Source organism: Actinomadura sp. 9N215 (assembly GCF_044326345.1).
Taxonomy (GTDB): Bacteria; Actinomycetota; Actinomycetes; order Streptosporangiales; family Streptosporangiaceae; genus Spirillospora.
The window spans coordinates 76,361-102,248 of the sequence record NZ_JBIRBA010000011.1; the positions used below are offsets into that span (position 1 = coordinate 76,361).

Here is a 25,888-nt window from a genome sequence, read left to right on the forward strand (position 1 = left end):
GTCAATTGCAGAACTTCCACACGAGGTGGTAGGTCGTCTTGCCGCCGCCGGCGGAGTTCATGGAGAGGAAGCTGGCCTTTGCCGGGTCGGAGGTTCCCTTGTCGACCCGCAGGTCGGAGTGGAGGGTGAGGTCCCGCTCCGAGCCGCACGGTTTCCACACGATCTGGTCCGCCGGTATCCGCTCGGTGATCTGGAATTTCTCGTCGTAGGGGCCGGCCAGATCGAGCGTGGTGATCTTGGGCGGCCAGCCGGCCTGGAAGAAGTAGGTGGCCTTCAACACGGCCTTCGCGCCGGATTGCAGGTTCGCGTGCGCACGGTAGTCCGTCTGCGAGATGGCGTAGGTGAAACCCTCGGGGAGGTGCGCCTTCAGGGTGATCTGGCAGAGACTGCGGGCGTCGGCCGGTTCCGACGCACCGCCTGCCTGGGCCGTGTGGTCGCCGTAGTCGACGGTGAAGGACTCCGCGTCGTCCGACAGGTCGACGGCGGCGGTGCCGGGGAGGCATCCCGCGCCGTTGCTGCGCACGACCTCGAAGGCGACGCCGTCGGGCCCGCGGACGGGCCGCGGCCCGGACGCGGCGGCCGGGACGGCGGCTCCCGCGGCCAGGACGGCGAGCGCCGCGCCGCCCGCGGCGGAAACGGCGATCCTCTTACGCATGCGAATTCCTCTTCACCGGAAATCTCGATTTCCCAGGCGCGCCTTCAATGAACGCGAATCCACTAGCTGACCGGATGCTAACCAGCAGCCGAAATGGTGTCAATCGTGAAGACACCGGCGAGCACATGGGCAGGCTCGATCACGAACACTCGAAAGTCGGCCCCCTTTTGGACAAGGATCGTTCCATTCCAAAATCGCCGTCGCGCAGGCGGCAGGTCCGGGGTCAGCCCTCGACGAAGGCGGCGTCCGTGCCCCGGGCCTGTTCCTCGTCGGTCATGCGCATGCGGAGCGCCGCGTCGATGATCCTGCCGATGACATAGGTGACGGCGAAGGCGTAGAGCCCGACGGCGATCACCGCGACGACCTGCTTGCCGAGCACCGAGACGGACCCGCCGTAGAAGAGACCGGCCTCGCCGGCGTCCCAGCCGGTGGCCAGGAAGCCGAGCGACACGACGCCGACGATTCCCCCGGCGCCGTGGATTCCGGTGACGTCCAAGGTGTCGTCGTAACCGGCGACCAGCTTCAGCTCGACCGCATAGGTGCACACCGCGGCGGCGACGGCCCCGATGACGAAGGCCCCCTCGACGCTGACGAAGGCGCAGGAGGGGGTGATGGCCACGAGCCCCGCGAGCGCGCCGCTCGCCGACCCGAGCTTGGTCAGGTGCCGGACGCGGATCCACTCCAGCACCCGCCAGGTCAGCATCCCGGCGCAGCCCGCGATCATCGTGCTGACGAACGCCCGGGTCGCGAGGCCGCCGTCGCTCAGCGCCGAGCCGGCGTTGAAGCCGAACCAGCCGAACCACAGCAGCCCGAGGCCCAGCAGCACGTACGGGACGTTCCCGGGACGCGGCCCCTCCCTCCGCCGGAACTCGACGCCCTGGCCGAGCACCAGCGCCAGCGCGAGCCCGGAGACGCCGGAGCTCAGCTCGACGACGAGCCCCCCGGCGAAGTCCATCACGCCCCATTCGTTGAGCCAGCCGGACGAGGCGAAGACCCAGTGCGCGACGGGCAGGTACACCAGCGTCACCCACACGACGACGAACAGGATCCACGGGCCGAACCTGGCCCGTCCCGCGATCGAGCCGCTGATCAGCGCGACGGTGATGATCGCGAACGTCAGCTGGAAGCACGCGTAGATCTGCTCCGGGATCCTGCCCTGGAGCGCGTCGGGGCCGGCGCGGCCGAGCCGCCAGTCCCCCCAGCCGATGAGCCCGGCGCCGCCGACGTCCTCGCCGAACGCCAGCCCGTACCCGTAGAGGAACCACAGGACCGTCACGAGGCTGATGCAGATGTAGCTCATGTAGAGCATCGTCAGCATGTTCTTGGAGCGGACCATTCCGCCGTAGAAGAAGGCGAGGCCCGGCGTCATGAGGAGCACCATCGCGGTGCTCACCATCAGCCAGGCGGAATCACCGGTATTCAGCCCCGTGGACATTTCAGGCCTCTCGGTCGCTCCCCTCCCCCGCCCCCGGAAAGCCCGATCCCAAGGCGAAGCATTTCCGGCTTACCTTCGCGTCCCGGCACACCACAAACGTCGCCGCCGGAAATTTGCCCGGCACTTAGCGCGATTATTGTGACTCGTCCGGCGGGGCTCGATCTCCGGGGCCGGTCGCGGGGCGTCCCTCAGGGGGACAGGCGCAGGCCCTCGACGAGGAGGGCGGCGTATTCCTGGCGCGGCGGAAGCATGTCGTCGCCGAGCAGCATGACGCTGAAGACGTAGTTGAGGCAGGCGCCGATCAGCAGCCGGGCCGCGCCCAGCGGCTCCGCGTCGGCGGCGACGCGTCCGAGCTCCTGCTCCCGGCGCAGGTAGGCGGCGACCGTCGCCTCCGCCTGATGCGGTCCGATCTGGCGGGGCTTCATCACCTGCCGCAGCCGGACCAGCTGCGGCGGGCTGGCCACCACCGCCATCTTGGCGGCCAGGACCTCGCTGTAGAAGCCGATCGTCGCCTCCGCGGCCATCACCAGGTTCTTGTGCACGCTGGCCTGCCCGGCCTGGGCGAAGAGCTCGTGCATCGTGCCGACGTAGACCGGCAGCCGGTCCTGCAGCAGCGCGAGGTAGAGGCGCAGCTCGCCATGGTCGAAATGCTCCACCGCCCGCATGGAGTCGCTGACCGCCTCGACCACGCGCCGCCGGACACCGTCGGCGGGACCCTCGGAGACGGGACTGGACGCAGGACCCCGTTCGGGACGCATGATCTCCTCAGGTTATTTACGGCATCCCTATCACGGGCGGTGCGCCGACGATCGGCATCACGTCTAATGGCGCGTCCTAGATTATGGGCTTCGCCTTTTCCGGGCAACGGAAACGAAAACTTGCCCCCCATGATCCGGGCCCCATGATCCGGGCCCCATGTTCCGGCTCACGGCCCGGCCGGTGATTCGCGGAGTTCCGTCGCGCCGGGCCGGGTTTCGGGGAGGGGGCGCAGGCCGGGGGCGAGGGCGAGGGTGACGGCGACCGAGGCGGCGGCCATGATCGCCATCGCGGCCGAGGGGGAGGTCAGCTGCGCGACGCCGCCGGCCAGGGCCGCGCAGACGCCCTGCATGGTCAGCATGGCGGACGAGTGCAGGCCCAGCGCGTGGCCGTGAATGGAGACCGGGGTCAGGGCCATGAGGCGTTCCTGCAGGAGCAGCGTCGCGGCGTACCCGGCGGACGCCAGAAGGACGGCCGCCGCGCCGAGCGGGAGCGGCGGGTCGACGGCGAACAGCAGGTACGGGACGGCCAGCAGCAGGCGCAGCGACGGGCCGAGGCGCTCGCGCAGGCGGCGCGGGACGAAGCGTCCCGTCACGGTGTCGCCGATCAGCATGCCGACGGCCGCGACGGCGAGCAGCAGACCCGCGTGCCGCGGGGAGTAGGAGACGAAGAGGGCCTCGCAGCCGACGATCAGGCCGTTCGGCACGCACATCGCCAGGTAGGTGGCGCGGCGCGGTCCGGACGAGAGCAGGTGCGCGTTGGTGCGCCAGGTCTGGGCGAGGCTCGGGTGGCCGGTGGCCCGCGGCCGGCGGCGGCTCAGCCCGGTGAGCGCCGTCGCCGCGGTGAGGAGGTAGAGCACGGCGGCGGTGAGCAGCGTGCCCCGGGGCGAGAGCACGACGACCAGGACGCCGCCGACGGCGAACCCGCAGATCTGCATGGTCCCCACGGACATGTTCAGGACCGAGCGGCCGAGGAGGTAGCCCTCCTCGGGGAGGATCTCGCTCAGCAGCCCGTACCGGACGGCGCTCGCGAGCGAGGTGACGAGGCCGGTGCCCAGCACGAGGGCGAGCAGCGCGGCGACCGGCAGGCCGGGGACCGCCAGCACGGCCGTGCCCGCGCCGAAGATCAGCGCCATCCAGGTCAGCGCGGCCCGCGGCGGGAGGCGGTCGGCGGCCGACAGGAGGGTCAGCGCGCCGATCATCTGGGCGAACGAGCCGCCGAACATGCTCAGCGCCGACAGCAGCGGCGACCGGGTCGACTCGTACACGAGCGTGCCGAGGGCCAGGGCGGCGACCGTCTGGGCGGACGCCTGGAGCGTGAACGACGCGAAGAGCGGGGTGTACTCGGGGGTGCGGAACAGGTCCCGATACGTGCGCATGATCCAAGGCTCCGGGGCCGCCGGCGCGGGCCGGTAATGTTTCGCACGGAGGCGAAACATGGGGTGGTGGCTGATCGACGCGGACACGCTCGCGGGCGGGCGGTTCGCGGTCTCGGCCCTGGCGGAGACCAGCGCGTGCCTCAGGCTCCTGGACGGCGACACCGCCGCGCACCCGGGAGAGCGTGCCTGGCTCGGCGCCCATCGGGACGCGTACCGGGAGGCGCTCCGCCGGGAGCCCGTCACCGCCGCGCTGCTGGAGGCCGCCCTCGGCGTCAGGACCAAGTGGACGGCCGACTTCCTCACTCCCCCGCACCCCGGCGTGGGTTCGCCGACGTTCCACGAGGAGCTCGACGCCGTGCGCCGGACGCCGGTGGAGCGGGCACACGCCGATCTGGAGGTCTCGCTGGGGCGTCCGCTGCCCGCCGGGCTCCGCCGCCCCGACGTGGTCGAACGGCTCACCGGCCTGCTGGAGTGGGTGTGGACGCACACCGTCGAGCCGGACTGGGAGCGCCGCCGCCGCGTCCTCGAAGCCGAGGCGGTGGCGCGGGCCGGGCAGCTGAGCCGGGGCGGGTGGGCCGCCGCGCTGGACGACATGCGCCCGGGGATGCGCTGGCTCGGCGGCGGGCGCCTGCAGATCAACGTCCGCGACTATCCCCCGAAGGACGTCTCCGGCGCGCAGCTGCTCTTCGTCCCGGTCACACCGGATGTGGGCTGGGTGGCGTGGGAGGAGCCCGGCCCCGGCCGGTACATGATCGTCTATCCCTGCCTGGGCCCGCTGGCGGGCGCGGGCACCGCGCGCGGCGCGCACGGCGCGGGTGACGCGGGGACCGTCCCCGAGGCGCTGGAGCGGCTGCTTGGGGCCGCGCGCGCGAGCGCCCTCGTCCTGCTCGCGTCGCCGCTCAGCACCACGCAGCTGGTGGCGCTGACCGGCCAGGGGCTCGGCTCGGTCGGACGCCACCTCAAGGTGCTGCTCGACGCGCGCCTGATCGACCGCCGCCGCGCCGGGCGGTCCGTCCTCTACTACCGGACGCGCGCCGGCAACGCCCTCGTGGAGGCACAGGACGCCCGCCCGTCGTGACGCCCAGGGACGGACGGGTCAGGGCTTGCGGGCCACGCCGCCCGAGCACGACACCTCGGGGACGTTCTCGTGCCCGGGGTCGGGCCGCCACTCCGTCACCGGGACGACGCCCGGGTCGACGAGGTCCAGCCCGTCGAAGTAGCGGGCGATCTGCTCGGGGGTGCGCGGCTTGTAGGGGGCCGCGCCGCTCCCGGCGTTGTAGGCGCTGATCGCCCGGGTGTAGGCCGGATCGCGGTCGGTGCCGTCGTAGACGGCCAGGTAGCTGCCGGACGGCAGCGCCGCCGTCAGCCGCGCCACGATCGACCGCGCCTCGTCGAAGTCGCCGACCAGGCCCAGGATGCCCATCAGCATGAGCGCGACCGGCCGGTCGTAGTCGAGGGTGCGGGCGGCCCCGGCCAGGATGGCGCCGGGGTCGTGCACGTCCGCCTCGATGTAGTCGGTGGCGCCCTCGGGCGTGCTGGTCAGCAGCGCCCTGGCGTGCGTCAGCACGAGCGGGTCGTTGTCGACGTAGACGATCCGGGCGTGCGGCACGAGCCGCTGGGCCACCTCGTGCGTGTTGTCCACGGTGGGCAGGCCGGTGCCGATGTCCAGGAACTGCTCGATGCCCGCCTCCCCCGCCAGGTAGCGCACCACCCTGCGCAGCATCTGCCGGGACTGCTGGGCCATGTCGACCATCCCCCGGAAGGTCGCGATGACCCGCTCGCCGGCCCGCCGGTCCACCGGGAAGTTGTCGGTTCCGCCCAGCAGGAAGTTCCAGACGCGCGCCGAATGGGGCACCGTGGTGTCGATCTTGGCTTTCGGCTCCATGAGGGACAACTACCCAATCGGCGCGGAGGGTCCTAGCCTGTCGGCGAAGTCGATCAAGTACATGAGGGGCCCGGCCGGTCGGCGGCCGGGGCGTGGAAGGACGAGGGTATGCGTAGAAAGCTCCTGCGGATCGCGATGGTCGCCGCCATCGCCATCGCCATCGCCATCGGCGCGGCGCCGGGCGGTCCGGCGGTCGCGTCGCCCGGCGGAGGGGATGCCCCGCTGTTACGGTCCACCGATCCGGGGGCGGAGCGGTTCCGGCCCGTCGGACGGCTGAAGGCGTCGAGCCAGTGCACGGCGACGGTGATCTCACCGCCCGGGAAGACCGGCGGCGTCCCGGACCCGGCGGCCCGCGCGCTGGTGCTCACGGCCGGGCACTGCGTCGGACGGTTCGCGGCCAACGACGTGCGCACCGGCGAGGACGCGCCCTCCGGCTGGACGTTCACCCCCGCGTACTTCGTCGACACCGCCGACCGGCACCGGTCGTTCCCGGTCGCCTCGATCAGGTACGCCACGATGAAGGGCGTCGATCTGGCCGTCGTCGAACTGGCGGCGAGCTACGCGGACCTGGCCGCGATCGACGTCCGTCCGCTGGAGACCTCGGCGGCGCCGCCCCCGGAGGGCGCGTCCATCGAGGTGGTGCACGCGCCCGTGGACGACCTGCCGTCCGACCAGCAGTTCCTCCGCCGCTCCCAGTGCCGCAGCGCCGCGCGCACCGACGTGGCCGAGTCGCCGTGGGTCTGGTACGGGGCGTCCCCGAACGACTGCGCGGGCGTCGCGGGCGGCTCGTCCGGCGGGCTGGTCGTCCAGCGGGACGGGCGCCGGGTCGTGGCGGTGCTCAACACGACCGTGGAGACCAGTGTGTCGGGGGTGTGCAAGCTGGGGCGGCCGTGCGAGATCGGTCCCGGCGGCCCGGTGCTGCGTCCCGGCACCTCGTACGCGATCGGCGTGGCGCCGCTGGCGGGCTGCTCGCTCCAGGATCTCAGCGGCCCGGCCTGCCGGCTCGACCCGGGGGCGGGGGCCGCACCGTCCGACACCAGGGTCGCCGTCCCCTCCGAGAACGCCCGGTGGGACGCGGCGCTCAGCGCCAACGGCCAGCGGTACGCGCGGATCAAGACCGGCCCGCTGGGCCGTACCGACTGCCGCGACTCGGCGGGCTACGGCAAGCCGTTCGCCATCGGCGACCGGCCGACGATCACCGACCCGCTGCCGCCCCGCGAGGACTTCTACCTCCTGTGCGCGGTGAGCGGCCAGGACTCGGCGTGGGTGCCGACCCGGTTCGCCTCGTTCACGACCGTGCAGGTCGACGACACCCCGCCGACGGTCGCGCCTGTGGTGAGCGCCCGCGATCTCGACACCCAGTGGGCGGTGGAGCCGATCTTCCAGATCTTCGAGATCGTCCACTACGAGATCAAGTACGGCGCCCCGGACGCGGTGGACTGCGCCGACCCGGCCGGCTACCAGCCGTACCGGCGCTTCCCGGCGTTCCTCGACAAGACCCAGGCGTGGCGGTACTGCGCCATCGGCTACGACCTCGCCGGCAACGCCACCCCGCCGAAAACGGTCGACCTGACCCCGTGACCCGGTCAGTCCCCGGTGTGCGGGGACGCGCTGGATTCGCGGACTCGTAGCTCCGGAGGGAGGACGATGCGCTCGGGCGGCTCGCCGCGCATCATGCGGACGAGGAGGTCGACGCCCTGCGCGCCGACGTCGTACATCGGGTTGCGCACGCTGCTGAGCGGGATCGTGAGCTGCGCGGCGATGGGCACGTCGTTGAAGCCGACCACGGCGACGTCCCGTCCGGCGCGCAGGCCGCGCTCGCGGAGCACGCCGAGCACGCCGATCGCGGCGAAGTCGCTCACCGCGAAGATCGCCGACGGGTGGGGGGCGCGGTCGAGCAGCCGTTCGGCGGCCAGCGCGCCGCCCGCCGCGTCGAAGCTCGCGTGGACGACGCGGTCCCCCGGCACGGGGTGGCCGCGTTCGGCGAAGTAGCGGGTGAAGGCGGTCGTGCGGTCGATGCCGTTGGCGGCGTACGGGAGCCCGGCCACCACGCCCACCCGGCGGTGCCCGAGCGCGTACAGGTGCTCGGCGGCGAGCCGGCCGCCCTCCAGGTCGTCGCAGGTGACCGAGGGATGGTCGCCGGCCCGCCGGTTGACCAGCACGAACGGGACGCCGTGCGCGGCGAAGTCGGCCAGGAACTTGCCGTCCACATGCGCGTCACCGAAGATCATCGCGTCGACGCGGCGGGACAGCAGCATCGAGATGTGGGCCTGCCGGGTGGCGGGGTCGTCCCAGGAGTTGCTGACCATGGTGTGGAAGCCGTGCCGGGTCGCGGAGCGCTCGACGCCCTCGTAGATCGAGGCGAGCACCTGGTCGGTCAGCCTGGCCATCATGACGCCGAGCAGCCGGGAGCTCTGCCGCCGCAGCCCGGCCGCCTGGATGTCGGGCACGTACCCGACCTCCCTGGCGACCTGCCTGACCCGCTCGGCGGTCGCGGCCGAGGCGGCCCGTGCGCCGCTGGTGGTGCCGTTCAGGACCCGGGACACCGTGGACACGTGCAGCCCGGTCAGTTCGGCGATCGTCTTCAGCGTCGCCCGGCCGCTGGACGCCGCGGGCCCGTCCGGCGCTGGATCGGCGGCCTCTCCGTTCCTCGCCCCTTGCAAGACCACCTGTTTTCCCCGGCGACGCTCGTCGGCCGATTTTCCGGCATCGGCTCTTGACAGGGTCCAGGTTAGCAGTTTCTCATTGAGCAAACGTTATAGCCAAACGTTTGCGCATGCCGGTGCCCGATCGGCGGTTCGGCCCGTTCAGGGAGGTCACGTCCATGGCGACCGAGGTGATCGCGCCGCGTCGGTCGCGGCTGGTGACCCAGCTGCTGCTCGTCTGCGGCGGCGCCGTCCTGCTCAACCTGATCATGCGGGCCGCCGAGGACGAGCTGCCGAGCACCGTCCCGGAGGCGGCGAGCCCGGCGGGACGCGGGCTCGGCGAATGGGTCGTGTGGATCCTGGGCGACACCAACGAGGCGCAGTTCTACAAGACCTCGCTGGGCGGGATCGGGCTGCTGCTCTTCGCGGCCGGCGCGCACTACGCGGCGCGGCGCCGGCTGCGCGCCCGGGGCTTCGACATCGCCTACGGGACGGGCCTGTGGCCCTGGCTGCTGGCCTCGTCCGGGATCGCGCTGCTGCTCTCCAACCTGCTGTGGGGCTGGACGCTCGCGCCCGACACCTGGCAGCCGACGTTCGTGCCGTTCGTGTCCGTGGCGCCGTCGGTCGTCCTCGTGTACGGGGCGGGCTGGCGGGTCGCGCTGACCGCCGCCGGGCTGGGCGCGGTGCTCACGACACCGGTGTCGATCCTGGTCGTCGAGCACTTCTGCCTGCCGCTGGAGCTGCCGGCGGTCATCGGGAACGTCACCGGCATGTGGGTGGGCGCGCTGCTCGCGTTCCTGATCTGCCGCGGCCTGCCCTGGATGGCCCTCCCGCCGCCGCCGGAGGGCCCGGCCGGCGAGGGCGTCGACGCCGAACCCGATCCGGTGCCCGACCGCCGTCCCGAGGACGCGGACGCGCCGGGCGACGACGGGCTCCCGCGCTGGTGGCTGCCGCGCCGGGCGCTGGCGGACTTCAGCGAGGCGCAGTTCTACGGGAACGAGTGGGCGTCCCTCGGGCTGGTCGGCGGGGCGGTGCTGGCCTGGGCGGTCAACACGACGGGCCCGGCGTACGGCAGCGGCGTGTTCCCCGACCTGCTCACCGCGCAGATCCTCACGGCCGTCCTCGGGGTGTGGCTGTGGGCCGGGGAATGGCGGCGGCACGGCTGGTACCCGACGTTCGTGCCGGTGGTGTCGTTCGCCCCGGCGGCGGTGATCGTCATGGAGGGCGGCTGGCCGGTGATCCTGTTCGCGTCCGTCACCGGGGCCGTCGCGGGCGCGCCGCTCGCCCGCGCGATCGCCGCGCGGCTGCCCGGAGACTTCCATCCGTTCATCGGCAGCGTCATGTCGATGACCGTCATCACCACGATCGGAGTGCCCGTGCTCAAGCTGCTCGACTCGGCGGGACTCGTATGAGCCCGCACGCCGCCCGTCCCGCCGACGCCGCCCGTCCCGCCGACGCGGCCGAGGCGTCCCGGGCCAGGATCTTCTCGGCGCGCCGGATCGTCACCATGAACGGGGACGAGCCCGAGGCGGTCGCCGTCCTCGGCGAGCGCGTCGTGGCGACCGGGGCCCGGCGCGACCTGCGCGACCGGTTCCCGGGCGCCGAGGACGTCGACCTCGGCGACGGGGTCCTGCTGCCCGGGTTCGACGACGCCCACGCGCACCCCTCCGTGCTCGCCGACGGCGGCCTCTACGTGGACCTGGCGCCGACCGTGACCGGCAGCGCCGAGCAGGTGCGGCGGGCGCTGGCCGAGCGGGCGGCCGCCACCCCCGAGGGCGAATGGGTGGTCGGGCACAACTTCGACGTCTCCCGCACCGAGGACGGCCGGAGCGTGAACCGGACGCTGCTCGACCGGGTCTCCGAGCGGCACCCCGTGCTGATCATTCACTACTCCTACCACGGCGCCGTCGCCAACTCCCGGGCGCTGGCCGCCGCCGGCTACGCCGAGGACACGCCCGACCCCGTCGGCGGCGAGCTGGTGCGCGGCAGTGCCGCCGAAGGTGGACGCCTGACGGGCGTGCTGTACGAGCGGGCCTGGATGGAGGGCTACCTCGGGCACGGATCGCGGGCGCCGCTCGTCCCGCAGCCGACCCTGCAGGCGCGGGTCGAGTCGCTGCGCCGGATGCTCGCCCGGATGAACGCCGCCGGGATCACCTCGGTGACCGACGCGATGGTGCACCCCGCCGACTGGGCCCTCTACCAGGCCGCACGCGACGCCGGCGCGCTGACCACGCGGGTCGGGATGCTGCTCTGGTACGAGTTCTTCGAGCCCGCGCGGGAGCTGGGCCTGCGCACCGGGTTCGGCGACACGACGCTGCGCTTCAACGGCGTGAAGATGATGACCGACGGCGCGGTCTCCGGCGGCACCTGCCTGTGCCGGACGCCGTACCAGGGCGCGCTCGGCGCGAGCGCACCGGCGGCATCCAGGTCATGCCGGACGAGGAGATCGCCGAGGTCGTCCACCGGGTGCACGCGGCGGGCAGCCGCCTCGCGGTGCACGCCAACGGCGACCTCGCGATCTCCAAGGTCCTGGACGCGATGGAGGCCGCGGTCGCCGCCGCTCCGCCGCGTCCCGGCCAGACGCACCGCATCGAGCACTGCTCGGTGGTCGATCCGGGGCTGGTGGAGCGGATCCGCGCGCTGGGCGTTATCCCGGTGCCCTTCGGCGCGTTCATCTCCTACCACGGCCGCAACCTCGTCGGCCACTACGGGCGGGAGCGCGCCGCGCGGATCAGCCCGCACCGCACCTTCCGCGACGCGGGGATCACGGTGGCCGGATCGTCCGACTACCCGTGCGGCCCGCTGGAACCGCTGTACGCGCTCCAGTCGCTGACGACCCGGCGCGCCCAGGACGGCACCGTCCTCGGCGAGGACGAGCGGCTCACCCCGTACGAGGCGCTGGAGGTCTACACGGCCGGCTCGGCGGCGGCGTCCGGCGAGCAGCACGACAAGGGCCGCGTCGCCATCGGCCGGCTCGCCGACTTCACGGTCCTCGGCGCGGACCCGCTGCGCGCCGACCCGGAGGAACTGGCGGAGATCCCGGTGCTGTCCACGTGGGTCGGCGGCCGCCAGGTCTGGCACGCAGGATGACCCGTACCGCAACGATCTAGGAGGTCCCGATGTCCACCTTCGCAGCGGAGGACGGCCGCACCATCGGCGAGCTGCGCGCGCTGTACGACGCCGGGGAGGCCACCCCGGTGGACGCCGTCGAGGCCGCGCTCGGCCGGATCGAGCGCGACGGCGGCGACGCCGGGCTGCGCGCGTTCGCGCACCTGCGCGCGGACCAGGCCCGCGAGGAGGCGGAGTCGGCGGCGCGGCGGCTCGCGGCCGGGACCCCGCTGAGCCCCCTCGACGGCGTCCCGGTCGCCGTGAAGAGCATGGTCGCGATGGCCGGGATGCCGCAGGACGCGGGCTCCCGCGTCCTGGAGGGCCGCTACCCCGACCGCGACGCGACGCTGGTCGGCGCGCTCAAGGAGGCCGGCGCGGTGATCGTCGGCACGACCACCATGGACGAGTTCGCGCTCACCACGCTCGGCCCGGCCCGCAACCCGTTCGACCGGACCCGGACGGCGGGCGGCTCCAGCGGCGGGTCGGCGGCGGCCGTGCACGCCGGGATGTGCTTCGCGGCCATCGGCACCGACACCGGCGGCAGCGTCCGGATCCCGGCGGCGTGCTGCGCGGTCGTCGGCCTCAAGCCCACCTACGGCCTGCTGCCCACCGACGGGATCATCCCGCTGGCCTGGTCGCTCGACCACGCCGGGCCGATCGGCCGGACGGTCGCGGACGTCGCGGCGATGTTCGGCGTCCTGCTCAGCGGCGTCACCGGCTCCGACTCCGGCGGCGGCTCCGGCGGCTTCGGCTTCGGCGCCGGGGCGGCCAACGGCTCCGGCCCGGCGGCCGGGCTCGGCGGGATGCGCATCGGGATCCCGTCGGACGAGTACCTGGGCATCGCCGAACCGCACCTGCTCGCGGACTTCCGCACCGCGCTCGCCGCCGCGGCCGACGCGGGCGCCGAGGTCGTCCGGATCGAGTTGCCCGATCAGGAGCAGGTCAAGGCCGTCCACTGGCCGGTGCTGTCCGCCGAGATGGCCGCGTACCACCTGCGCCGGTTCGGGGCGTCCGAGAACCGCTACAACGCGCCGATGAAGGACGGGATCTCCGCGGGCGCGACCGTCACCACCGAGGAGTACCTGACCGCGCAGCGCGGACGTCCCGTGCTGCGCGCGAAGGTCGACGCGGCCCTGTCCGGCGTGGACGTCATCGCGCTGCCGACCATGGCCGTCGACCCGCCCGAGCTGGGCCGCACCGAGGTGGACCTGGACGGACGTCCCGAGGACGCCGTGGCCGCCATGGTCCGGCTGACGTCGCTCGCCAACCACACCGGGCACCCGGCGGTGTCCGTCCCGCCCGGGACCGCGCCCGCGGGCCGTCCCGCCGGCGTCCAGCTGATCGGCCGCCACTACGACGAGCGGCGCCTCCTGTCGGTGGCCGCCGGCCTGGAGGCCCTGGGCTAGGCGCCGGGAATGCCCAGTTCGGTCATGGCCGCACCGGGGGGATGTTCCGGGTGATGTGGCCGCTGGTGATCCGGCGGCAGCACGACGTCGTGATCGAGCTGGTCCTCGACAACCTGGAGCGGGAGGCGACGCGCACCGGGGTGGCCTGATCTCCGTCCGGCGGGCTAGGCGGCTCCGCCGCGCGGGGGAAGATCGGCCCGGGCCGGCGCTGCGACCGTGTGGGAGCGGACGAGGGACGTCCGCGGAAAGGGGACCCACATGTCGCGGAAAGCACGTGTTCTGGCCGCCGGGCTCGGCACGCTCGGCGTGGTCGTGACGGCGGCCGCCGGAGGCGCGACCGCCGGCGGCGCGACGGCGCAGGCCGAGACCCCGCGCCCCGCCGAGACCCCGCGCTCGGCCCAGCCGCCTCGCGGCCCGGCCCAGCCGCCTCGCGGCCCGGCCCAGCCGCCTCGCGGCCCGGCCCAGGCGCCGCGGCCGGTCGAGGAGGCGCATGTGACCGGGGACGCGTGGCTCGAATATCCGGGCGATCCCGAGTACCCGTACCGGCGGTTCATCGTGGACGCGCACGGCGGGCCGTGGAAGGTCGTCGGCGGGAAGATGGTCATGGGCGCGGGGCGCGGCACGGTGAAGTACGACCATTACGCGCCGGACGAGCCCGGCGGGCCGTCCAGGCACCACTGGGGCTGGATCAAGGTCGACTACGTGATGGCGACCGGGCCCGTCGCGGTCGTGTCCGGGATCCAGCAGGACACCGAGCACGGCACCCCGCCGAACCAGAAGCGGGCGAACCTGACGTTCTACCAGTCGCCACGCGGCCACCGGTACGACCGGATGGGCTTCTCCTGGGGCATCGTGTTCCCGCAGTGCCAGCAGATGGGGAACGGGCCGGCGCCGTTCAACGCGAACAGCCCCGGCCCGTTCGGGAAATGGCTGAAGGGCTACACGGTCAAGGACGCGCCCCTGACGTTGCCCACCGGTGACATCAAGCCGCCCGACAACCCGTCCGACTGCTCCTTCGCCGACGAGTAGGCGCGACCCACCCGGCTACGAGCCGGGGTTCCGGCGGCGGAGGGCTCTGGGCAGCGCGGTCACCGACCGGCCGACCCGGAAGCTGACCGAGTTGCGGACGGCGGCGAGCTCGTCGCGGGTGCGGGCGAGGCGGTCCTCCATGCGGGCCGCCCGGTCCTGCGACTTGGCGAGGCGGTCCTTCAGCCGCTGCGCCTCGCTCGACGACGCCCACTTCCCCTTGACGCGGAGGAGGCGGCGGCCCGCGACCTCCTGGACCTCGTGCCAGATGTCGTCCCGCTCGGCCAGCCAGTCCAGGAGGTCGTCCTGGATCGGCCCGACCTCGCCCCAGGTGCCGTAGAGCTTCTGGGTGGTGACGCAGATCGGGCGCAGCCCGCTGACGGCGACCGACTCCCAGACGGCGGCGGAGACGCCGGGGGTGTGCTCGGACCGGTAGTCGTCGCACACGATCACGCCCCCGGCGGGCAGCATGACGTGCGCGGCCTGGATGTCGCCGCTCACGTGCTCGTAGAGGTGGGACGCGTCGACGTGCACGAACCGGCAGGACTCGGGTTCGACGTGGTCCAGGATCAGCGAGGTCGGCCCCTGGACGATCTCTGGGAGCCGGTCGTGGAAGGCGCGGTAGTTGGTCTCGAAGGCGGTGCGGGTCAGGGTCGCGTAGGACCCGTTCATCTCCGCCTGGTTGGAGTCGTCCGGGGCCTCGGAGTCGAAGAGGTCGCAGACCGTGAAGGTCTCGTCCGCGCGCCGGTGGCGGCCCATCAGGATGGCGCTCTTCCCGAGGTAGGAGCCGAGTTCCACCAGGTCGCCCGTCTGGCCGAGGCGCTCCTGGCGTTCCAGGAACCAGGTGAACAGCAGCTGGTCGATCTTGGGGAACCAGCCCTTGACGTCGTCGAGGGAGGCGGGGGGCACGGTCTCTTGCCTGATCATGCGGATAGCTCCACCGTCATCGTGTACGAGAGCGAAGGAGACGAAGTGGACGTCGTGCCCTTTCGTCGTGCCCGCGCCCCGTTGGCGGGTTTTGGTATGACGCAGCCGGATTGACGGCATCCGGGGTTCGCCATGATAGGTGAGCCGGCCGCCCCCGCAATCCGCTCGCCGGTCTTGCGCCTCCCGCTCGTTCATTAATGATTGAGGTGAATATCGGGCTAAACGCGCAGATATGAGGATTCATGGGCGGCAGCCGGACGAGCATCGAGATCACCGCGCAGCCGGAGTGCTGGCGGCGGGCCGCCGGGCTCGCGGCGGACGCGGGCGGCGCGCTGCCCGGACGCGGCGAGCGGGTCGCGGTCGTCGGCTGCGGCACCTCGCTGTTCATGGCGCAGGCGTACGCGGCGCTGCGCGAGGCCGCCGGGCACGGCGAGACCGACGCGTTCGCCGCCTCGGAGCTGCCGCCCGCCCGCCGCTACGACCGGGTGCTCGCGCTCACCAGGTCCGGGACGACGACCGAGGTCGTCGACGTGCTCGGGCGGCTCGCCGGGACGGTCCGGACGACCGCGATCACCGCCGTCCCGGACGCGCCGGCCGCCCAGCGCGCCGACGCCGTCATCGGCCTGGACTTCGCCGACGAGGAGTCGGTCGTGCAGACCCGGTTCGCCACGACGCAGCTGATCCTGCTGCGCGCCCACCTCGGCGAGGACGTGACGGACGCGATCGCCGGCGCGGAGGCCGCCGTCCGCGACCCGCTCCCGCCGGAGCTGCTGAACGCCGGCCAGTTCACCTTCCTCGGACGCGGCTGGACGGTCGGCCTCGCCCGGGAGGCCGCCCTCAAGCTGCGGGAGGCGGCCGGCTTCTGGGCGGAGGCGTACCCCGCGATGGAGTACCGGCACGGCCCGATCAGCATCACCGGCCCCGGCCGCGCGGTGTGGATGTTCGGGACGATCCCGGACGGCCTGGCCGGCGAGGTGCGCGCGGCGGGCGGGCTGCTGCGCGTCTCCGGCGCCGATCCGCTGGCGGAGCTCGTCCGCGCGCAGCGGGTGGCGGTCGCGCTGGCGACCGCGGCGGGCCTGGACCCCGACCGCCCCCGCAACCTCACCCGCTCCGTGATCCTGGACGGCTCGGCGGTCCCGGACGGCCCGGCGGTCCCGGACGGCTCGGCGGTCCCGGACGGCTCGGCGGTCCCGGACGGCGGGGCATGATCCTCACCGTCACCCTGAACGCGGCGCTCGACGACACCTACGAGGTGCCGGACGTCCGGCTCGGTGAGATGAACCGGGTGGCGGCCGTGCATCGGCGGCCGGGCGGCAAGGGCGTCAACGTGGCCCGCGTCCTGCACAGCCTCGGGCATGAGGTGGTGGCCGCCGGGCTGGCGGGCGGCGGCACGGGACGGCAGATCGAGGAGGGCCTCGCGTCGCTGGGCGTGCCCGCCGCGTTCACGCGGACGTCCGGGGGAGGCGCGCCGGACGGTCACCGTCGTCGGCGCCGAGGTCACGGTGTTCAACGAGCCCGGGCCCACGGTCACCGACCGGGAATGGGCGGCCCACCTGCGCGAGTACACGGCCCTGGCCCGGGACGCGGCCGTGGTCGTGCTGTCGGGGAGCCTTCCGCCGGGCGTCCCGCCGGACGCCTACGCCGTGCTGGCCCGTCTCGCCCCGGGGCCGGTGATCCTGGACGCGGACGGCGAGGCGCTGCGGCTGGGCCTCGCCGGTCGTCCCGACGTCGTGAAGCCGAACGCCGGAGAACTGGCCCGTGCCAGCGGGAGGGACGACCCGGCCGCCGGGATCGGTGCGCTCCGAGAAGCGGGCGCGGTCGTCGTCGTGGCCTCGCTCGGCGCGGACGGGGTCCTGGCCGGGACCCCGGACGGCGTCCTCCGCGCGGCCCTGGACCGTCCGGTGTCCGGCAACCCGACGGGCGCGGGCGACGCGCTCGCTGCCGGGCTCGCGGCGGGCCTGGCGGGCGGACTGTCCTGGCCGGACCGGCTCCGGAACGCGGTCGCGCTGGCCGCGTGCGCGGTCCGCTCGCCCGTCGCCGGCGAGGTCGACGCCGGTGAGCTGGCCGCGTTCCTCGCGCGCGTGACCGTCCGGACGGAGGAGGAGGATCATGCCGCTCGCGGCCATGAGTGACGTGGTCGCCGGGCCCGCCGCGCAGGGGCGCGGCCTCGGGGCGTTCAACGTGATCCAGCTGGAGCACGCCGAGGCGATCGTCGGCGGCGCGGAACGCGCAGGCGCGCCCGTGGTGCTCCAGGTGAGCGAGAACTGCGTCGCCTACCACGGCGCGCTGGCGCCGATCGGGCGGGCGGTGCTGGCGGTCGGGCGCGCGGCCGCCGTGCCGGTCGTCGTCCACCTGGACCACGCGACGTCCGAGGACCTCGTCCGGGAGGCCGTCGCGCTCGGGTTCGGCTCGGTGATGTTCGACGCGTCCCGGCTCGGCCATGACGCGAACGTGGCGCGCACGGCCGAGGTGACGGCCCGCTGCCACGCAGGCGGCGTCTGGGTGGAGGCGGAGCTCGGGGAGGTCGGCGGCAAGGACGGCGTGCACGCCCCGCACACCCGCACCGATCCCGGCGAGGCGGCCCGCTACGCCGCCGCGACCGGCGTGGACGCGCTGGCGGTCGCGGTCGGGACGTCCCACGCGATGCGCACCCGCGACGCCGTCCTCGACCTGCCGCTGATCGCGCGGCTGCGGGCGGCGGTGCCGGTCCCGCTGGTGCTGCACGGCTCGTCCGGCGTGCCCGACGGCGGGCTCGCCGCCGCCGTCGCGCACGGCATGACGAAGATCAACATCGCGACGCGGCTCAACGAGGTCTACACGGCGGCGGTCCGCGGCCGGTTGGCCGCGGACCCGGACCTGGTGGACCCGCGCCGCTACGTCGCCGCCGGACGCGACGCCGTCGCCGCCGAGGTCACGCGCCTCCTGGAGGTCATCCGCGCGACGGGGTGACCCGGTACGTGACGTGCGTGACGAGGTCGCTGCGCGACACGGCGGTCTGTTCGAGACCGATGTCGCCGACCCCCTCGAACAGCCGCGCGCCCGCGCCGAACACGACCGGCGCGATGTGCAGGCGGAGCTCGTCGAGCAGCCCCGCCGCCAGGTACTGGTTCACCGTCTGGGCGCCGCCGCAGATCGCGACGTTCCGGTCGCCCGCCGCGTCCCGCGCGCGCCCCAGCGCCGACTCGATCCCGTCGGTGACGAAGTGGAACGTGGTGCCGCCCTCCCTCGGCACCGGCTCGCGCGGGTGGTGGGTCAGGACGAACACCGGCGCGTGGTACGGCGGCTCCTCGCCCCAGTAGCCCTTCCACTCCAGGTCCCAGTCGCCGCGCCCGGCGGTGAACATGTTGCGGCCCATGATGAACGCCCCCGCGTCCGTGATGGACTCGATGACCTCGGCGTTGGCCTCGGCCTCCTCGAACATCCAGCGGTGCAGCAGGTCGCCGCCGTCGCCGATCGGCTCGTCCAGGCGCTGGTTCGGGCCGGCGACGAAACCGTCCACGGACATCGCGATGTCGCAGGTGACCTTGCTCATGTCGGTGCCTCCCATCGCGGCGCCCTCGTGGCGCCGCTCACCAGATGGTCGGAGCCGTGCCCGCGTCCTCGACATCCGCACCAGAAATCTTGTATCCGGCCGGTGGGAGGAACAGCGCGGGGAGCGGGACGTCCAGGGCGCGGCTGAACGCGTGCAGCTCGTCGGCGTCGAACCGGCGCGGCGGCGTGGAGGTCTCCGCGCGCTCGACCTGGCCGGCGGTCCAGGCGGCGCCGGTGAGCGTGGTCAGCGTCTCGGCGAGCGCCATCGCCGGCAAGTCGCGGACGCGGCGCCACTGGCGGATGTTCGCGGCGACGATCTCGTTCATGCCGACCCCCGTCCGCGCGGCAGGCGCGGCGGGCGCGGCGGCCGTAGGCGCGGGCGTGCGGTGGCGGGCCGGCCTGCGCTTGCCCGTCAGCTCCCTGACGACGGTCGCCGGGACGGCGAGCGCGAGCAGCGCGGGCAGCGCCCACGGGTAGGAGGACGTGTGCGCGGTGAACCGGGCGGGACGGTCGACGCCGGTGAGCTCGCCGACGACCGTGTACCGGCCGAACGCGGGCCCGGGCAGCGTCACCTCCACCTTGTAGGTGCGTTCCTGGCCGGGCGCGAGCGTCCCGATCTTGGGCGCGTCCAGGACGCCGGTCGGCTCGGCGCCGCGTCCGAACGCGAGGGCGAGCGGCGGGTCGGCGACGGGCGCCCGGCCGGTGTTGCGGACGGTGAACGTCACCGTCCGCTCGGCGGGCCCCGCGAACCACGCGGCGGACGGTGCGCCGCCGCTCACCCGCACCCCGGACACGGTCAGGTCGCGTCCCGGGCCCGCGGACACGGTGCGCCGCTGCGCCGCGGTGAGCACCGGCACGCCGTCGATCTTCAGCGGGACGGTGCGCGCCCGCCCGCCCGCGACCGGACGGGCGGACACGACGCAGGGGCAGCCGATCGGCGGCCTCACCACCGTGATCATCGCGGTGCCGCGGCCCTGCGGGTTGACGAACGTGGTCGCGGCGGCGGCCACGGCGCAGTCGGCGGACCCGCGCGCGCCGCCGTTGCCGCACAGCTCGATCAGCACGTTCCCGGCGGGCCATGCGGCGAGGTCGACGGTGACGGTCTCCCCCACCCGGGCCTCGGCGCGGTCGATCTCGACGGACGGCCCCGGCGCCGCGAAGAGCAGGGACGGGAGGGTCAGCGTCCCGGCCAGCAGCGCCTTCATGACCGCGTCCTGCGGCGGTACAGCACGAACAGGGCGACGGCGAGCACGACCGCGCCGACGGCCGTCCACGGCGTGGCCCACCAGCCGGCCGTCCGGACCGTCGGACGCGTCGCGCCCGGCGCGGCGGCCATCGAGTCGAGCGGCGTCAGCTTGAGCGTGGCGGTGAGCGACCCGGCGGGGAACACGCCCCGGACCCGGTCGGTGAACGTGTAGGCGTTGCCCGGCAGCAGCTCGGGCACGCGCCGGGTGGCGGCCCGTCCGAGCCCGATGCCGAACGGCCCGCTCACGCCGATCCGCGTCGTGGCGGCGAGCCGCACGTTGCCGGCGTTGCGGACCCGGTAGGTGACCAGGACGCTCCCGGTGCCGAGCCACGCGCTCTCGGGCGCCACCTTCAGCGACTCCACCTGCAAGGACGACGAGAGCGCCCCGTTGACGCGCGCGTAGACGCGGGCGGCGACGCGGCGGTCGACGTTGACCCGCCGGCCCTGCGCACCGGTGGTCTGCTCGGTGACGGCCGCGATCACGCCGCCGGAGTGGTCGCCCGGCGTGGCGCCGGACGGCACCGCCAGCGTGAACGGCAGGCGCGCGGACCTGCCGGGCTGGACGGTCCGGGCCGGCGCGCCGGCGATGGAGATCCAGGTGCCGACGTCGTCCGCCTGCCGGTCGGCGGTGAGGAGCGCGAACGAGCCGTCGGCGGTGTTGAAGGCGTCCGTGGCGTACACGCGGAACGTCAGCGGGCGGTCGCTCAGATTGGTGATCACGACCGTGTCGCGGATCCGCTGCCCCGGCGAGAGCGTGTACACGAAGAAGTCGCGCCGGGACCGGCCCCCGACCCCGGCCGGCTTGACCGACCAGGCCAGCCCGCCCGGCCCAGCCCCCGCAACCCGCCCCGAAACCCCGCGCACCGCAACGGCCTGGCCCGGAACGGCGTGTGCCGGGACGGCCTGGCCCGGAACGGCGTGTGCCGGGGCGGCGTGGCCCGGGGCGGCGTGTGCCGGAGCGGTGTGGTCCGGGGCGGCGTGTGCCGGAGCGGTGTGGTCCGGGGCGGCGTGTGCCGGGGTGGGGAGGGAGGCGGGCAGGGCCAGTGCCGCCGCCAGGATCGCGCCGCCACGGAATGCGTTCATCGGTTGGCTCCGCGTACTCTCTGTCCGGGGCGGGGTGGGGATGCTTCGACCATTCCCACCCCGCCTTCCTTCTCCTCGGAGGCGCCCTCTAGGAGAGGGTCAGGGTGAGCGTCGCGGTGTAGTCGCCCGGCGAGGTCCCGGCGGGGACGCCGAGGTCCAGCCCGGCGCCCGCCTGGAACACTCCGCCGCTGCTTCCGGCTGCGGACGACGCCAGCGTCCGGGCCGTGCCGAGCGAACCGGCAGCGCCCGGCGTGACCGCGCCCCGCGAGCCGTCGTCCACGACCTGCGCGGACGGGCTCCAGGCCAGGTTGCCCCTGGGGATCGTCGCGCCCTGCGGGTGGCTGAAGTCCGTCACCTCGCCGACGAGGCTCCAGCCCGCCTGGGTCCCGCGCGCGTCGGTGACCGTGGCGGTGCGCAGCGCCCCGGTGGAGTGCTGGCCCGGCGCGACCGTGCTGAGCTGCGCACTGTCCCCGTCCAGGGAGAGGGTGAGGGCGCCGTTGTCCACCTTGGTGGACAGCGTCTGCTCGCCCTTGTCGGCCGGGTCCGGGCCGGGGCCCGGGTTGTTGCCGCCGACGAACGTGACGGGCGTGAAGGTGTCCTGGCCGCGGTCGGCCGAGCCGTGCGCCGCCATGGTGATGACGTAGCACTGCGTCGTCAGGCAGTCGACGGCCTTGCCGCTGCCGTCGGTGTACTTGGCCTTGACGCCGGCCAGGGTGAGGGCGAAGGTGCCGTCGGCGTTGAGCTTGTTCTCTCCGGCGCCGTTCTTGTGCACCCATTTGGACGCCTGGAAGGCGCCCGCGTTCGTCCAGTAGTCGGGGACCTTCGGCCCGAACACGACGTAGACGCCGAGGCCGCCGTTGGCGGCCGGGTCGAACCCGCTGCCCTTGACGGCGAGGTCCTGCCCGGCGGGGTCGGCCTCGGTGGCCGGGGTGACGGTGGTCGCCGGCCCGGCGGCGAGCGCGGGCGCCGCGCCGAGCCCGATCGTGATCAGCCCGGCGGCGGCGATGACGGCGCCGCCGCGGGTGATTCGTGTGGTCGCCTGTCTCATGGCTTCCTCTCGCGGGGAGAACGACGGCAAGAACTTAGGTAAGCCTTACCTAATCGAGGACTGTATCGGAGTCCCGGCGGGGATCAAGGGATGTGATCGAGATCGCGCCGCCGCGCGGAGCGTCCTGACCGGCGGCGCAGCACGGAGCGCGCCGCCAGCGCGGCCGCTCCGGCGGCGGCCGTCGCGGCCCAGAACGGCCACGGCGACCCGGCCCGGCCGCCCGACACCGATTGCTCGAACGCCCCCGCCGGTGAGGCGCCGTCGAGCGACGCGCCGTCCGGTGTCGCCGACGGCGAGGCAGTCCCGGACGCGCCGCCGCCCGGCGTGGACGCGCCCGGCGCGCCCTGCGCACCCGTCCCGGAGCCCGAGCCCGCACTCCCCTGGCCACTCCCGGCCGCACCCGCCGAGCCGCCGGAGCCCGTCCCCGGCCCGGCGCCTGAGCCGGAGCCCTTGAAGCGGATCGGCGTGGACGTGTCCTGGCTGCGGTCGGGGACGCCGTGCGCCGCCATCGTGAGGACGTAGCACTGCGTCTTCAGGCAGTCGACCTTCTTGCCGTCTCCGTCCGTGTACTTCGCCTTCACCGAGAGCGTCACCGAGAAGCCGCCGGAGGGGCTCATAGGCGCCTGCCCGCCGCCCGAGCCGCCCGGGTGCACCCATTTTGCCGCGAGGTAGGCGTTGGAGTTCGACGTCCAGTTCGCGCCGCGCGGCCCGAAGACGACGTACACGCCGAACCTGTTGTTGCGCGCGGGATCGAAGCCGGAACCGCGGACCGTCAGGGTCTGCCCCGCCGGGCTCACCCCCGACGTCGGGGACACCAGGACCGACGCCGCGTGCGCGGGCGGCGGCGCCGCCACGAGCAGGGCGGCCGCCGTCGCGGCGACGGCGGCGGCACGCCGGGACGCTCTGAAGTTAGGCAAGGCTCACCTCTTAAGAGTTAGGCAAGCCTAAGCTAATCTAAGGGCGAATCTTGGTAAAGGCCCTGGTGGGCCCTGGATCGCCTCCGAGGGGCTGACACCCGATGCACGCAACCCTTCCGATCGCGGCGCTCGCGCTGACGGCCGCCGCCTGTGCCGCGAGCGCGGGCGCCTTCGCTTCGGGCGCGCACGCGGACACCGGCAGGGCCACCGGCCCGTCCGGGCAGACGCTGACCGTCTCGCAGGTCGACGGCCTGCCCGCGAAGGGCGCGACGGTGCGGGTCAAGGGCTCGGGATTCGACACGCGCAAGGGCGTCTACGTCGCGCTGTGCAAGGACAACGGGCCCGGGAAGACGCCCTCGCCGTGCGGCGGCGGCGCCGACACGTCCGGGACGGCCGGGGCATCGCAGTGGATCTCGTCCAACCCGCCGCCGTACGGGAAGGGGCTGGCCGTCCCGTACGGGCCGGGGGGCGGCTTCGACGTGAAGATCCGCGTCGGGTCCGCGCTGGCGGGGTCGGTCGACTGCACCGAGGTGAAGTGCGCCGTGGTGTCCAGGTCCGACCACACGCGGACCTCCGACCGTTCGCAGGACGTCAGGGTGCCGGTGACGTTCGGCGGCGACGGCGGATTCCCCGCGTGGGCCTGGGCGGCCGCCGGCGCGGGCGGCCTGCTCGTGGCCGGTGGCGGCGTCCTGCTCGTCCTCCGCCGCCGCCGGTCTCCCGCCGCGCCCGCCGGGGCCGCCGCGTGACCCGATCGACCAGGGCGGGACGTTTGGTGGGGGCGCTCGCGCTGGGCGGTTCGCTGCTGCTGGCCGGATGCGGTCTCGGGACGGCCGGGGTGTCGGGGGGCGGCGGCGACGATCCCGCGGCCCGGTGCGGGGCGGGCACCGTCGCGGCGCCGAAGGGAAACCCGGAGCCCGTGCCGAAGCCGGGCGAGCCGGAGCTGCCGGTGACCGTCCGGTCCGCCGACGGGCGGGACGTGACCGTCCGCGACGCGCGGCGCGTCCTCGCCGTCAACCTGTACGGCTCGCTGGCGGAGATCGTCCACGGGCTCGGGCTCGGCGACCGGCTCGTCGGGCGCGACGTCTCCACCACGTTCCCGGCCGCGCGGGCGCTCCCGCTCGTCACCGGGCAGGGGCACGACCTGTCCGCCGAGGGGGTGCTGAAGCTCGACCCGTCCGTCGTGATCACCGACAGGAGCATCGGGCCGCCGGAGGTGCTCGACCAGATCCGGCGGTCGGGCGTCCCCGTCGTGCTCGTGGACGACCGCCAGACGCTCCCCGCGATCGGCCCGCACATCCGCGCGGTCGCCGCGGCGCTCGGCGTCCCGGACGCGGGCCGCACGCTCGCCGCCCAGGTGGACGGCCAGATCAAGGGGGCCGCGAAGCCGGCGTCCGGCGCCCGGCCCACCGTCGGGTTCTTGTACGTGCGGGGCAGCGCGGGCGTCTACCTGATCGGCGGGAAGGGCGCCGGGTCGGACGCGATGATCGAGGCGATCGGCGCGGCGGACGCGGGCTCGTCCCTCGGGCTGTCCGGCTTCCGGCCGCTGACCAGCGAGGGCATGATCAACGCCGCGCCGGACGTGCTGCTGGTGATGACCGCCGGGCTGAAGTCGGTCGGCGGCGTCTCCGGCCTGCTCAAGCTGCCGGGCGTCGCGCAGACCCCCGCCGGGCGGAACCGGCGGATCATCGACGTGGACGACGGGACGCTGCTGTCCTTCGGCCCGCGCACCGGAGAGACGATCTCCGCGCTCGCCGCCGCCGTGTACCGGACGTGCTGATGAGGCCGCTGAAGCGCGGACGCGGTCCCGTGCTGCTCGGCGCGCTCGGCGTCGCCCTGGTCGTGCTGTGCGTCGTCGCGGCGGGGATCGGGCAGGTCAACGTGCCGCCCGACCAGGTCGTCGGGTCGATCCTGCACCGCGCCGGGCTGGACGTCGGCCCGCGTCCGAGCGCGGCGCAGGGCGACAACGCGCTGTGGATCGTGCGGTTCCCGCGCGTCGCGCTGGCCGTCGTCACGGGCGCGGCGCTCGGCTGCTCCGGCGCCGTCATGCAGGGCGTGTTCGGCAACCCGCTCGCCGAGCCCGCCGTCATCGGCGTGTCGTGGGGCGCGGCGGTCGGCGCCGCCACCGTGATCGTGTTCGGCCTGACCGTGCTCGGCAACTGGACGATCGTCGCCGCCGCGTTCGCCTGCGGCCTGGTCACCACGCTGCTGGTGTACGCGGTGTCGCGGTCGGCGGGCCGGACCGAGGTCGTCACGCTGCTGCTGACCGGCATCGCGGTGAACGCGGTCGCGAGCGCGCTGCTCGGGCTGCTGATGTTCGCGGCCGGGAACGACGCGCTGCGCGCCATCACGTCCTGGAACCTCGGGAGCCTGGCGGGCGCGAACTGGGACGCCGTCGCGACCGTCGCGCCGCTCGCCGCCGCGGGGATCGCGGTCGCGCTCGGCTGCGCGCGACGCCTCGACCTGCTGTCGCTCGGCGAGCGCACCGCCCGCCACCTGGGTGTGGACGTCGAGCGGCTGCGTTTCACGGCGATCGTCCTGATCGCGCTGCTGACGTCGTCGGCGGTCGCGTTCGCGGGCGTGATCTCGTTCGTCGGGCTGGTCGTGCCGCACCTGGTCCGGATGGTCGCGGGCCCCGGGCACCGGGTCCTGATCCCGGCGAGCGCGCTCGGCGGCGCGGTCGTGCTGGTCGCGGCGGACATGGTCGCCCGGACCGCGATCGCCTACCAGGAGCTGCCGCTCGGCGTGCTGACCGCGCTGCTCGGCGGCCCGTTCTTCTTCTGGCTGCTGCGCCGCGCCCGGCACAGCTCGGGAGGCTGGGCGTGAAAAGGCCGGGAGTGAGCGG

General features: G+C 74.2%; 24 protein-coding genes and 2 pseudogenes. 14 read left to right on the forward strand and 12 right to left on the reverse strand.

What is annotated here, in order from left to right; genetic code table 11:
- Position 1 precedes the first annotated feature (1 nt).
- The 4 genes from ACH34T_RS19675 to ACH34T_RS19690 all read right to left on the reverse strand — a co-directional run bounded on the left by ACH34T_RS19675 (position 2) and on the right by ACH34T_RS19690 (position 4,224).
- Complete coding sequence (locus ACH34T_RS19675; protein WP_395993620.1) at positions 2-655, reverse strand: DUF4360 domain-containing protein; 654 nt, start codon at positions 653-655, stop codon at positions 2-4.
- A gap of 223 nt (positions 656-878) precedes the next feature.
- Complete coding sequence (locus tag ACH34T_RS19680; protein ID WP_395993621.1) at positions 879-2,090, reverse strand: ammonium transporter; 1,212 nt, start codon at positions 2,088-2,090, stop codon at positions 879-881.
- Between the two features lie 188 nt (positions 2,091-2,278).
- Complete coding sequence (locus ACH34T_RS19685) at positions 2,279-2,848, reverse strand: TetR/AcrR family transcriptional regulator C-terminal domain-containing protein (protein WP_395993622.1); 570 nt, start codon at positions 2,846-2,848, stop codon at positions 2,279-2,281.
- Positions 2,849-3,015: 167 nt separating this feature from the next.
- Positions 3,016-4,224 carry an MFS transporter gene (locus ACH34T_RS19690; RefSeq protein ID WP_395993623.1) on the reverse strand — a complete coding sequence of 403 codons (1,209 nt, stop codon included), beginning with the start codon at positions 4,222-4,224 and terminating at the stop codon, positions 3,016-3,018.
- A 58-nt stretch (positions 4,225-4,282) separates the two neighbouring features.
- Between ACH34T_RS19690 and ACH34T_RS19695 the strand changes: the two genes are divergently transcribed.
- Positions 4,283-5,302 (forward strand): transcriptional regulator, encoded by a 1,020-nt coding sequence (locus tag ACH34T_RS19695; RefSeq protein ID WP_395993624.1) that lies wholly within the window; start codon positions 4,283-4,285, stop codon positions 5,300-5,302.
- An 18-nt stretch (positions 5,303-5,320) separates the two neighbouring features.
- Here the strand turns inward: ACH34T_RS19695 and ACH34T_RS19700 are convergent, their stop codons facing one another.
- Complete coding sequence (locus ACH34T_RS19700; RefSeq protein ID WP_395993625.1) at positions 5,321-6,109, reverse strand: SAM-dependent methyltransferase; 789 nt, start codon at positions 6,107-6,109, stop codon at positions 5,321-5,323.
- A gap of 108 nt (positions 6,110-6,217) precedes the next feature.
- On the opposite strand from ACH34T_RS19700, the gene ACH34T_RS19705 reads away from it, so the two are divergent.
- Positions 6,218-7,690: a trypsin-like peptidase domain-containing protein gene (locus ACH34T_RS19705; protein WP_395993626.1), complete on the forward strand. Its 1,473-nt coding sequence runs from the start codon at positions 6,218-6,220 to the stop codon at positions 7,688-7,690.
- A gap of 5 nt (positions 7,691-7,695) precedes the next feature.
- Here the strand turns inward: ACH34T_RS19705 and ACH34T_RS19710 are convergent, their stop codons facing one another.
- The gene (locus ACH34T_RS19710) at positions 7,696-8,778 is read right to left on the reverse strand and encodes a LacI family DNA-binding transcriptional regulator (protein WP_395993627.1); all 1,083 of its coding nucleotides are present in this window, start codon (positions 8,776-8,778) and stop codon (positions 7,696-7,698) included.
- Between the two features lie 107 nt (positions 8,779-8,885).
- Between ACH34T_RS19710 and ACH34T_RS19715 the strand changes: the two genes are divergently transcribed.
- The 5 genes and pseudogenes from ACH34T_RS19715 to ACH34T_RS19735 all read left to right on the forward strand — a co-directional run bounded on the left by ACH34T_RS19715 (position 8,886) and on the right by ACH34T_RS19735 (position 14,297).
- Positions 8,886-10,166, forward strand: a complete 1,281-nt coding sequence (locus ACH34T_RS19715; RefSeq protein ID WP_395993628.1) for a hypothetical protein — start codon at positions 8,886-8,888, stop codon at positions 10,164-10,166.
- A gap of 95 nt (positions 10,167-10,261) precedes the next feature.
- Positions 10,262-11,140: pseudogene (locus ACH34T_RS19720) on the forward strand (amidohydrolase); the annotation flags it as partial.
- Positions 11,141-11,184: 44 nt separating this feature from the next.
- Positions 11,185-11,844, forward strand: a complete 660-nt coding sequence (locus ACH34T_RS19725; protein ID WP_395993629.1) for an amidohydrolase family protein — start codon at positions 11,185-11,187, stop codon at positions 11,842-11,844.
- 29 nt (positions 11,845-11,873) lie between these two features.
- The gene (locus ACH34T_RS19730; protein ID WP_395993630.1) at positions 11,874-13,268 is read left to right on the forward strand and encodes an amidase; all 1,395 of its coding nucleotides are present in this window, start codon (positions 11,874-11,876) and stop codon (positions 13,266-13,268) included.
- A 258-nt stretch (positions 13,269-13,526) separates the two neighbouring features.
- Entirely contained in the window at positions 13,527-14,297 is a 771-nt protein-coding gene (locus ACH34T_RS19735; RefSeq protein ID WP_395993631.1) for a hypothetical protein, read from the forward strand.
- A 15-nt stretch (positions 14,298-14,312) separates the two neighbouring features.
- Here the strand turns inward: ACH34T_RS19735 and ACH34T_RS19740 are convergent, their stop codons facing one another.
- Entirely contained in the window at positions 14,313-15,221 is a 909-nt protein-coding gene (locus tag ACH34T_RS19740; RefSeq protein WP_395993632.1) for a class I SAM-dependent methyltransferase, read from the reverse strand.
- Positions 15,222-15,463: 242 nt separating this feature from the next.
- Between ACH34T_RS19740 and ACH34T_RS19745 the strand changes: the two genes are divergently transcribed.
- From ACH34T_RS19745 to ACH34T_RS19760, 4 genes and pseudogenes are all read left to right on the forward strand, one after another.
- A complete protein-coding gene (locus tag ACH34T_RS19745; RefSeq protein ID WP_395993633.1) occupies positions 15,464-16,429 on the forward strand; it encodes an SIS domain-containing protein in 966 nt (321 codons plus the stop codon).
- Between the two features lie 68 nt (positions 16,430-16,497).
- Positions 16,498-16,620, forward strand: a pseudogene (locus ACH34T_RS19750) (PfkB family carbohydrate kinase); the annotation flags it as partial.
- Positions 16,577-17,353 carry a 1-phosphofructokinase family hexose kinase gene (locus ACH34T_RS19755; protein WP_395993634.1) on the forward strand — a complete coding sequence of 259 codons (777 nt, stop codon included), beginning with the start codon at positions 16,577-16,579 and terminating at the stop codon, positions 17,351-17,353. The pseudogene ACH34T_RS19750 and the gene ACH34T_RS19755, both read left to right, overlap by 44 nt.
- Positions 17,331-18,170, forward strand: a complete 840-nt coding sequence (locus tag ACH34T_RS19760) for a class II fructose-bisphosphate aldolase (protein WP_395993635.1) — start codon at positions 17,331-17,333, stop codon at positions 18,168-18,170. The genes ACH34T_RS19755 and ACH34T_RS19760 overlap by 23 nt, the downstream gene beginning before the upstream one ends.
- On the opposite strand, the gene ACH34T_RS19765 is transcribed toward ACH34T_RS19760, so the two are convergent.
- The 5 genes from ACH34T_RS19765 to ACH34T_RS19785 all read right to left on the reverse strand — a co-directional run bounded on the left by ACH34T_RS19765 (position 18,151) and on the right by ACH34T_RS19785 (position 23,046).
- The gene (locus ACH34T_RS19765) at positions 18,151-18,753 is read right to left on the reverse strand and encodes a dihydrofolate reductase family protein (RefSeq protein WP_395993636.1); all 603 of its coding nucleotides are present in this window, start codon (positions 18,751-18,753) and stop codon (positions 18,151-18,153) included. The genes ACH34T_RS19760 and ACH34T_RS19765 overlap by 20 nt on opposite strands.
- 37 nt (positions 18,754-18,790) lie before the next feature.
- Positions 18,791-19,957 (reverse strand): hypothetical protein, encoded by a 1,167-nt coding sequence (locus ACH34T_RS19770; protein ID WP_395993637.1) that lies wholly within the window; start codon positions 19,955-19,957, stop codon positions 18,791-18,793.
- Positions 19,954-21,081 carry a WxL protein peptidoglycan domain-containing protein gene (locus tag ACH34T_RS19775; protein WP_395993638.1) on the reverse strand — a complete coding sequence of 376 codons (1,128 nt, stop codon included), beginning with the start codon at positions 21,079-21,081 and terminating at the stop codon, positions 19,954-19,956. Before ACH34T_RS19775 ends, ACH34T_RS19770 begins: the two co-directional genes overlap by 4 nt.
- 88 nt (positions 21,082-21,169) lie before the next feature.
- A complete protein-coding gene (locus ACH34T_RS19780; protein ID WP_395993639.1) occupies positions 21,170-22,129 on the reverse strand; it encodes a hypothetical protein in 960 nt (319 codons plus the stop codon).
- Positions 22,130-22,212: 83 nt separating this feature from the next.
- Positions 22,213-23,046 carry an IPT/TIG domain-containing protein gene (locus ACH34T_RS19785; protein ID WP_395993640.1) on the reverse strand — a complete coding sequence of 278 codons (834 nt, stop codon included), beginning with the start codon at positions 23,044-23,046 and terminating at the stop codon, positions 22,213-22,215.
- Between the two features lie 101 nt (positions 23,047-23,147).
- Here ACH34T_RS19785 and ACH34T_RS19790 point away from each other — a divergent pair, with 101 nt between their 5' ends.
- From ACH34T_RS19790 to ACH34T_RS19800, 3 genes are read left to right on the forward strand one after another with little or no spacing between them, the layout of a single operon-like run.
- Entirely contained in the window at positions 23,148-23,792 is a 645-nt protein-coding gene (locus ACH34T_RS19790) for a hypothetical protein (RefSeq protein WP_395993641.1), read from the forward strand.
- A complete protein-coding gene (locus tag ACH34T_RS19795) occupies positions 23,789-24,823 on the forward strand; it encodes a hemin ABC transporter substrate-binding protein (protein WP_395993642.1) in 1,035 nt (344 codons plus the stop codon). The genes ACH34T_RS19790 and ACH34T_RS19795 overlap by 4 nt, the downstream gene beginning before the upstream one ends.
- Complete coding sequence (locus tag ACH34T_RS19800) at positions 24,823-25,869, forward strand: FecCD family ABC transporter permease (protein WP_395993643.1); 1,047 nt, start codon at positions 24,823-24,825, stop codon at positions 25,867-25,869. The genes ACH34T_RS19795 and ACH34T_RS19800 overlap by 1 nt, the downstream gene beginning before the upstream one ends.
- Positions 25,870-25,888 lie beyond the last annotated feature (19 nt).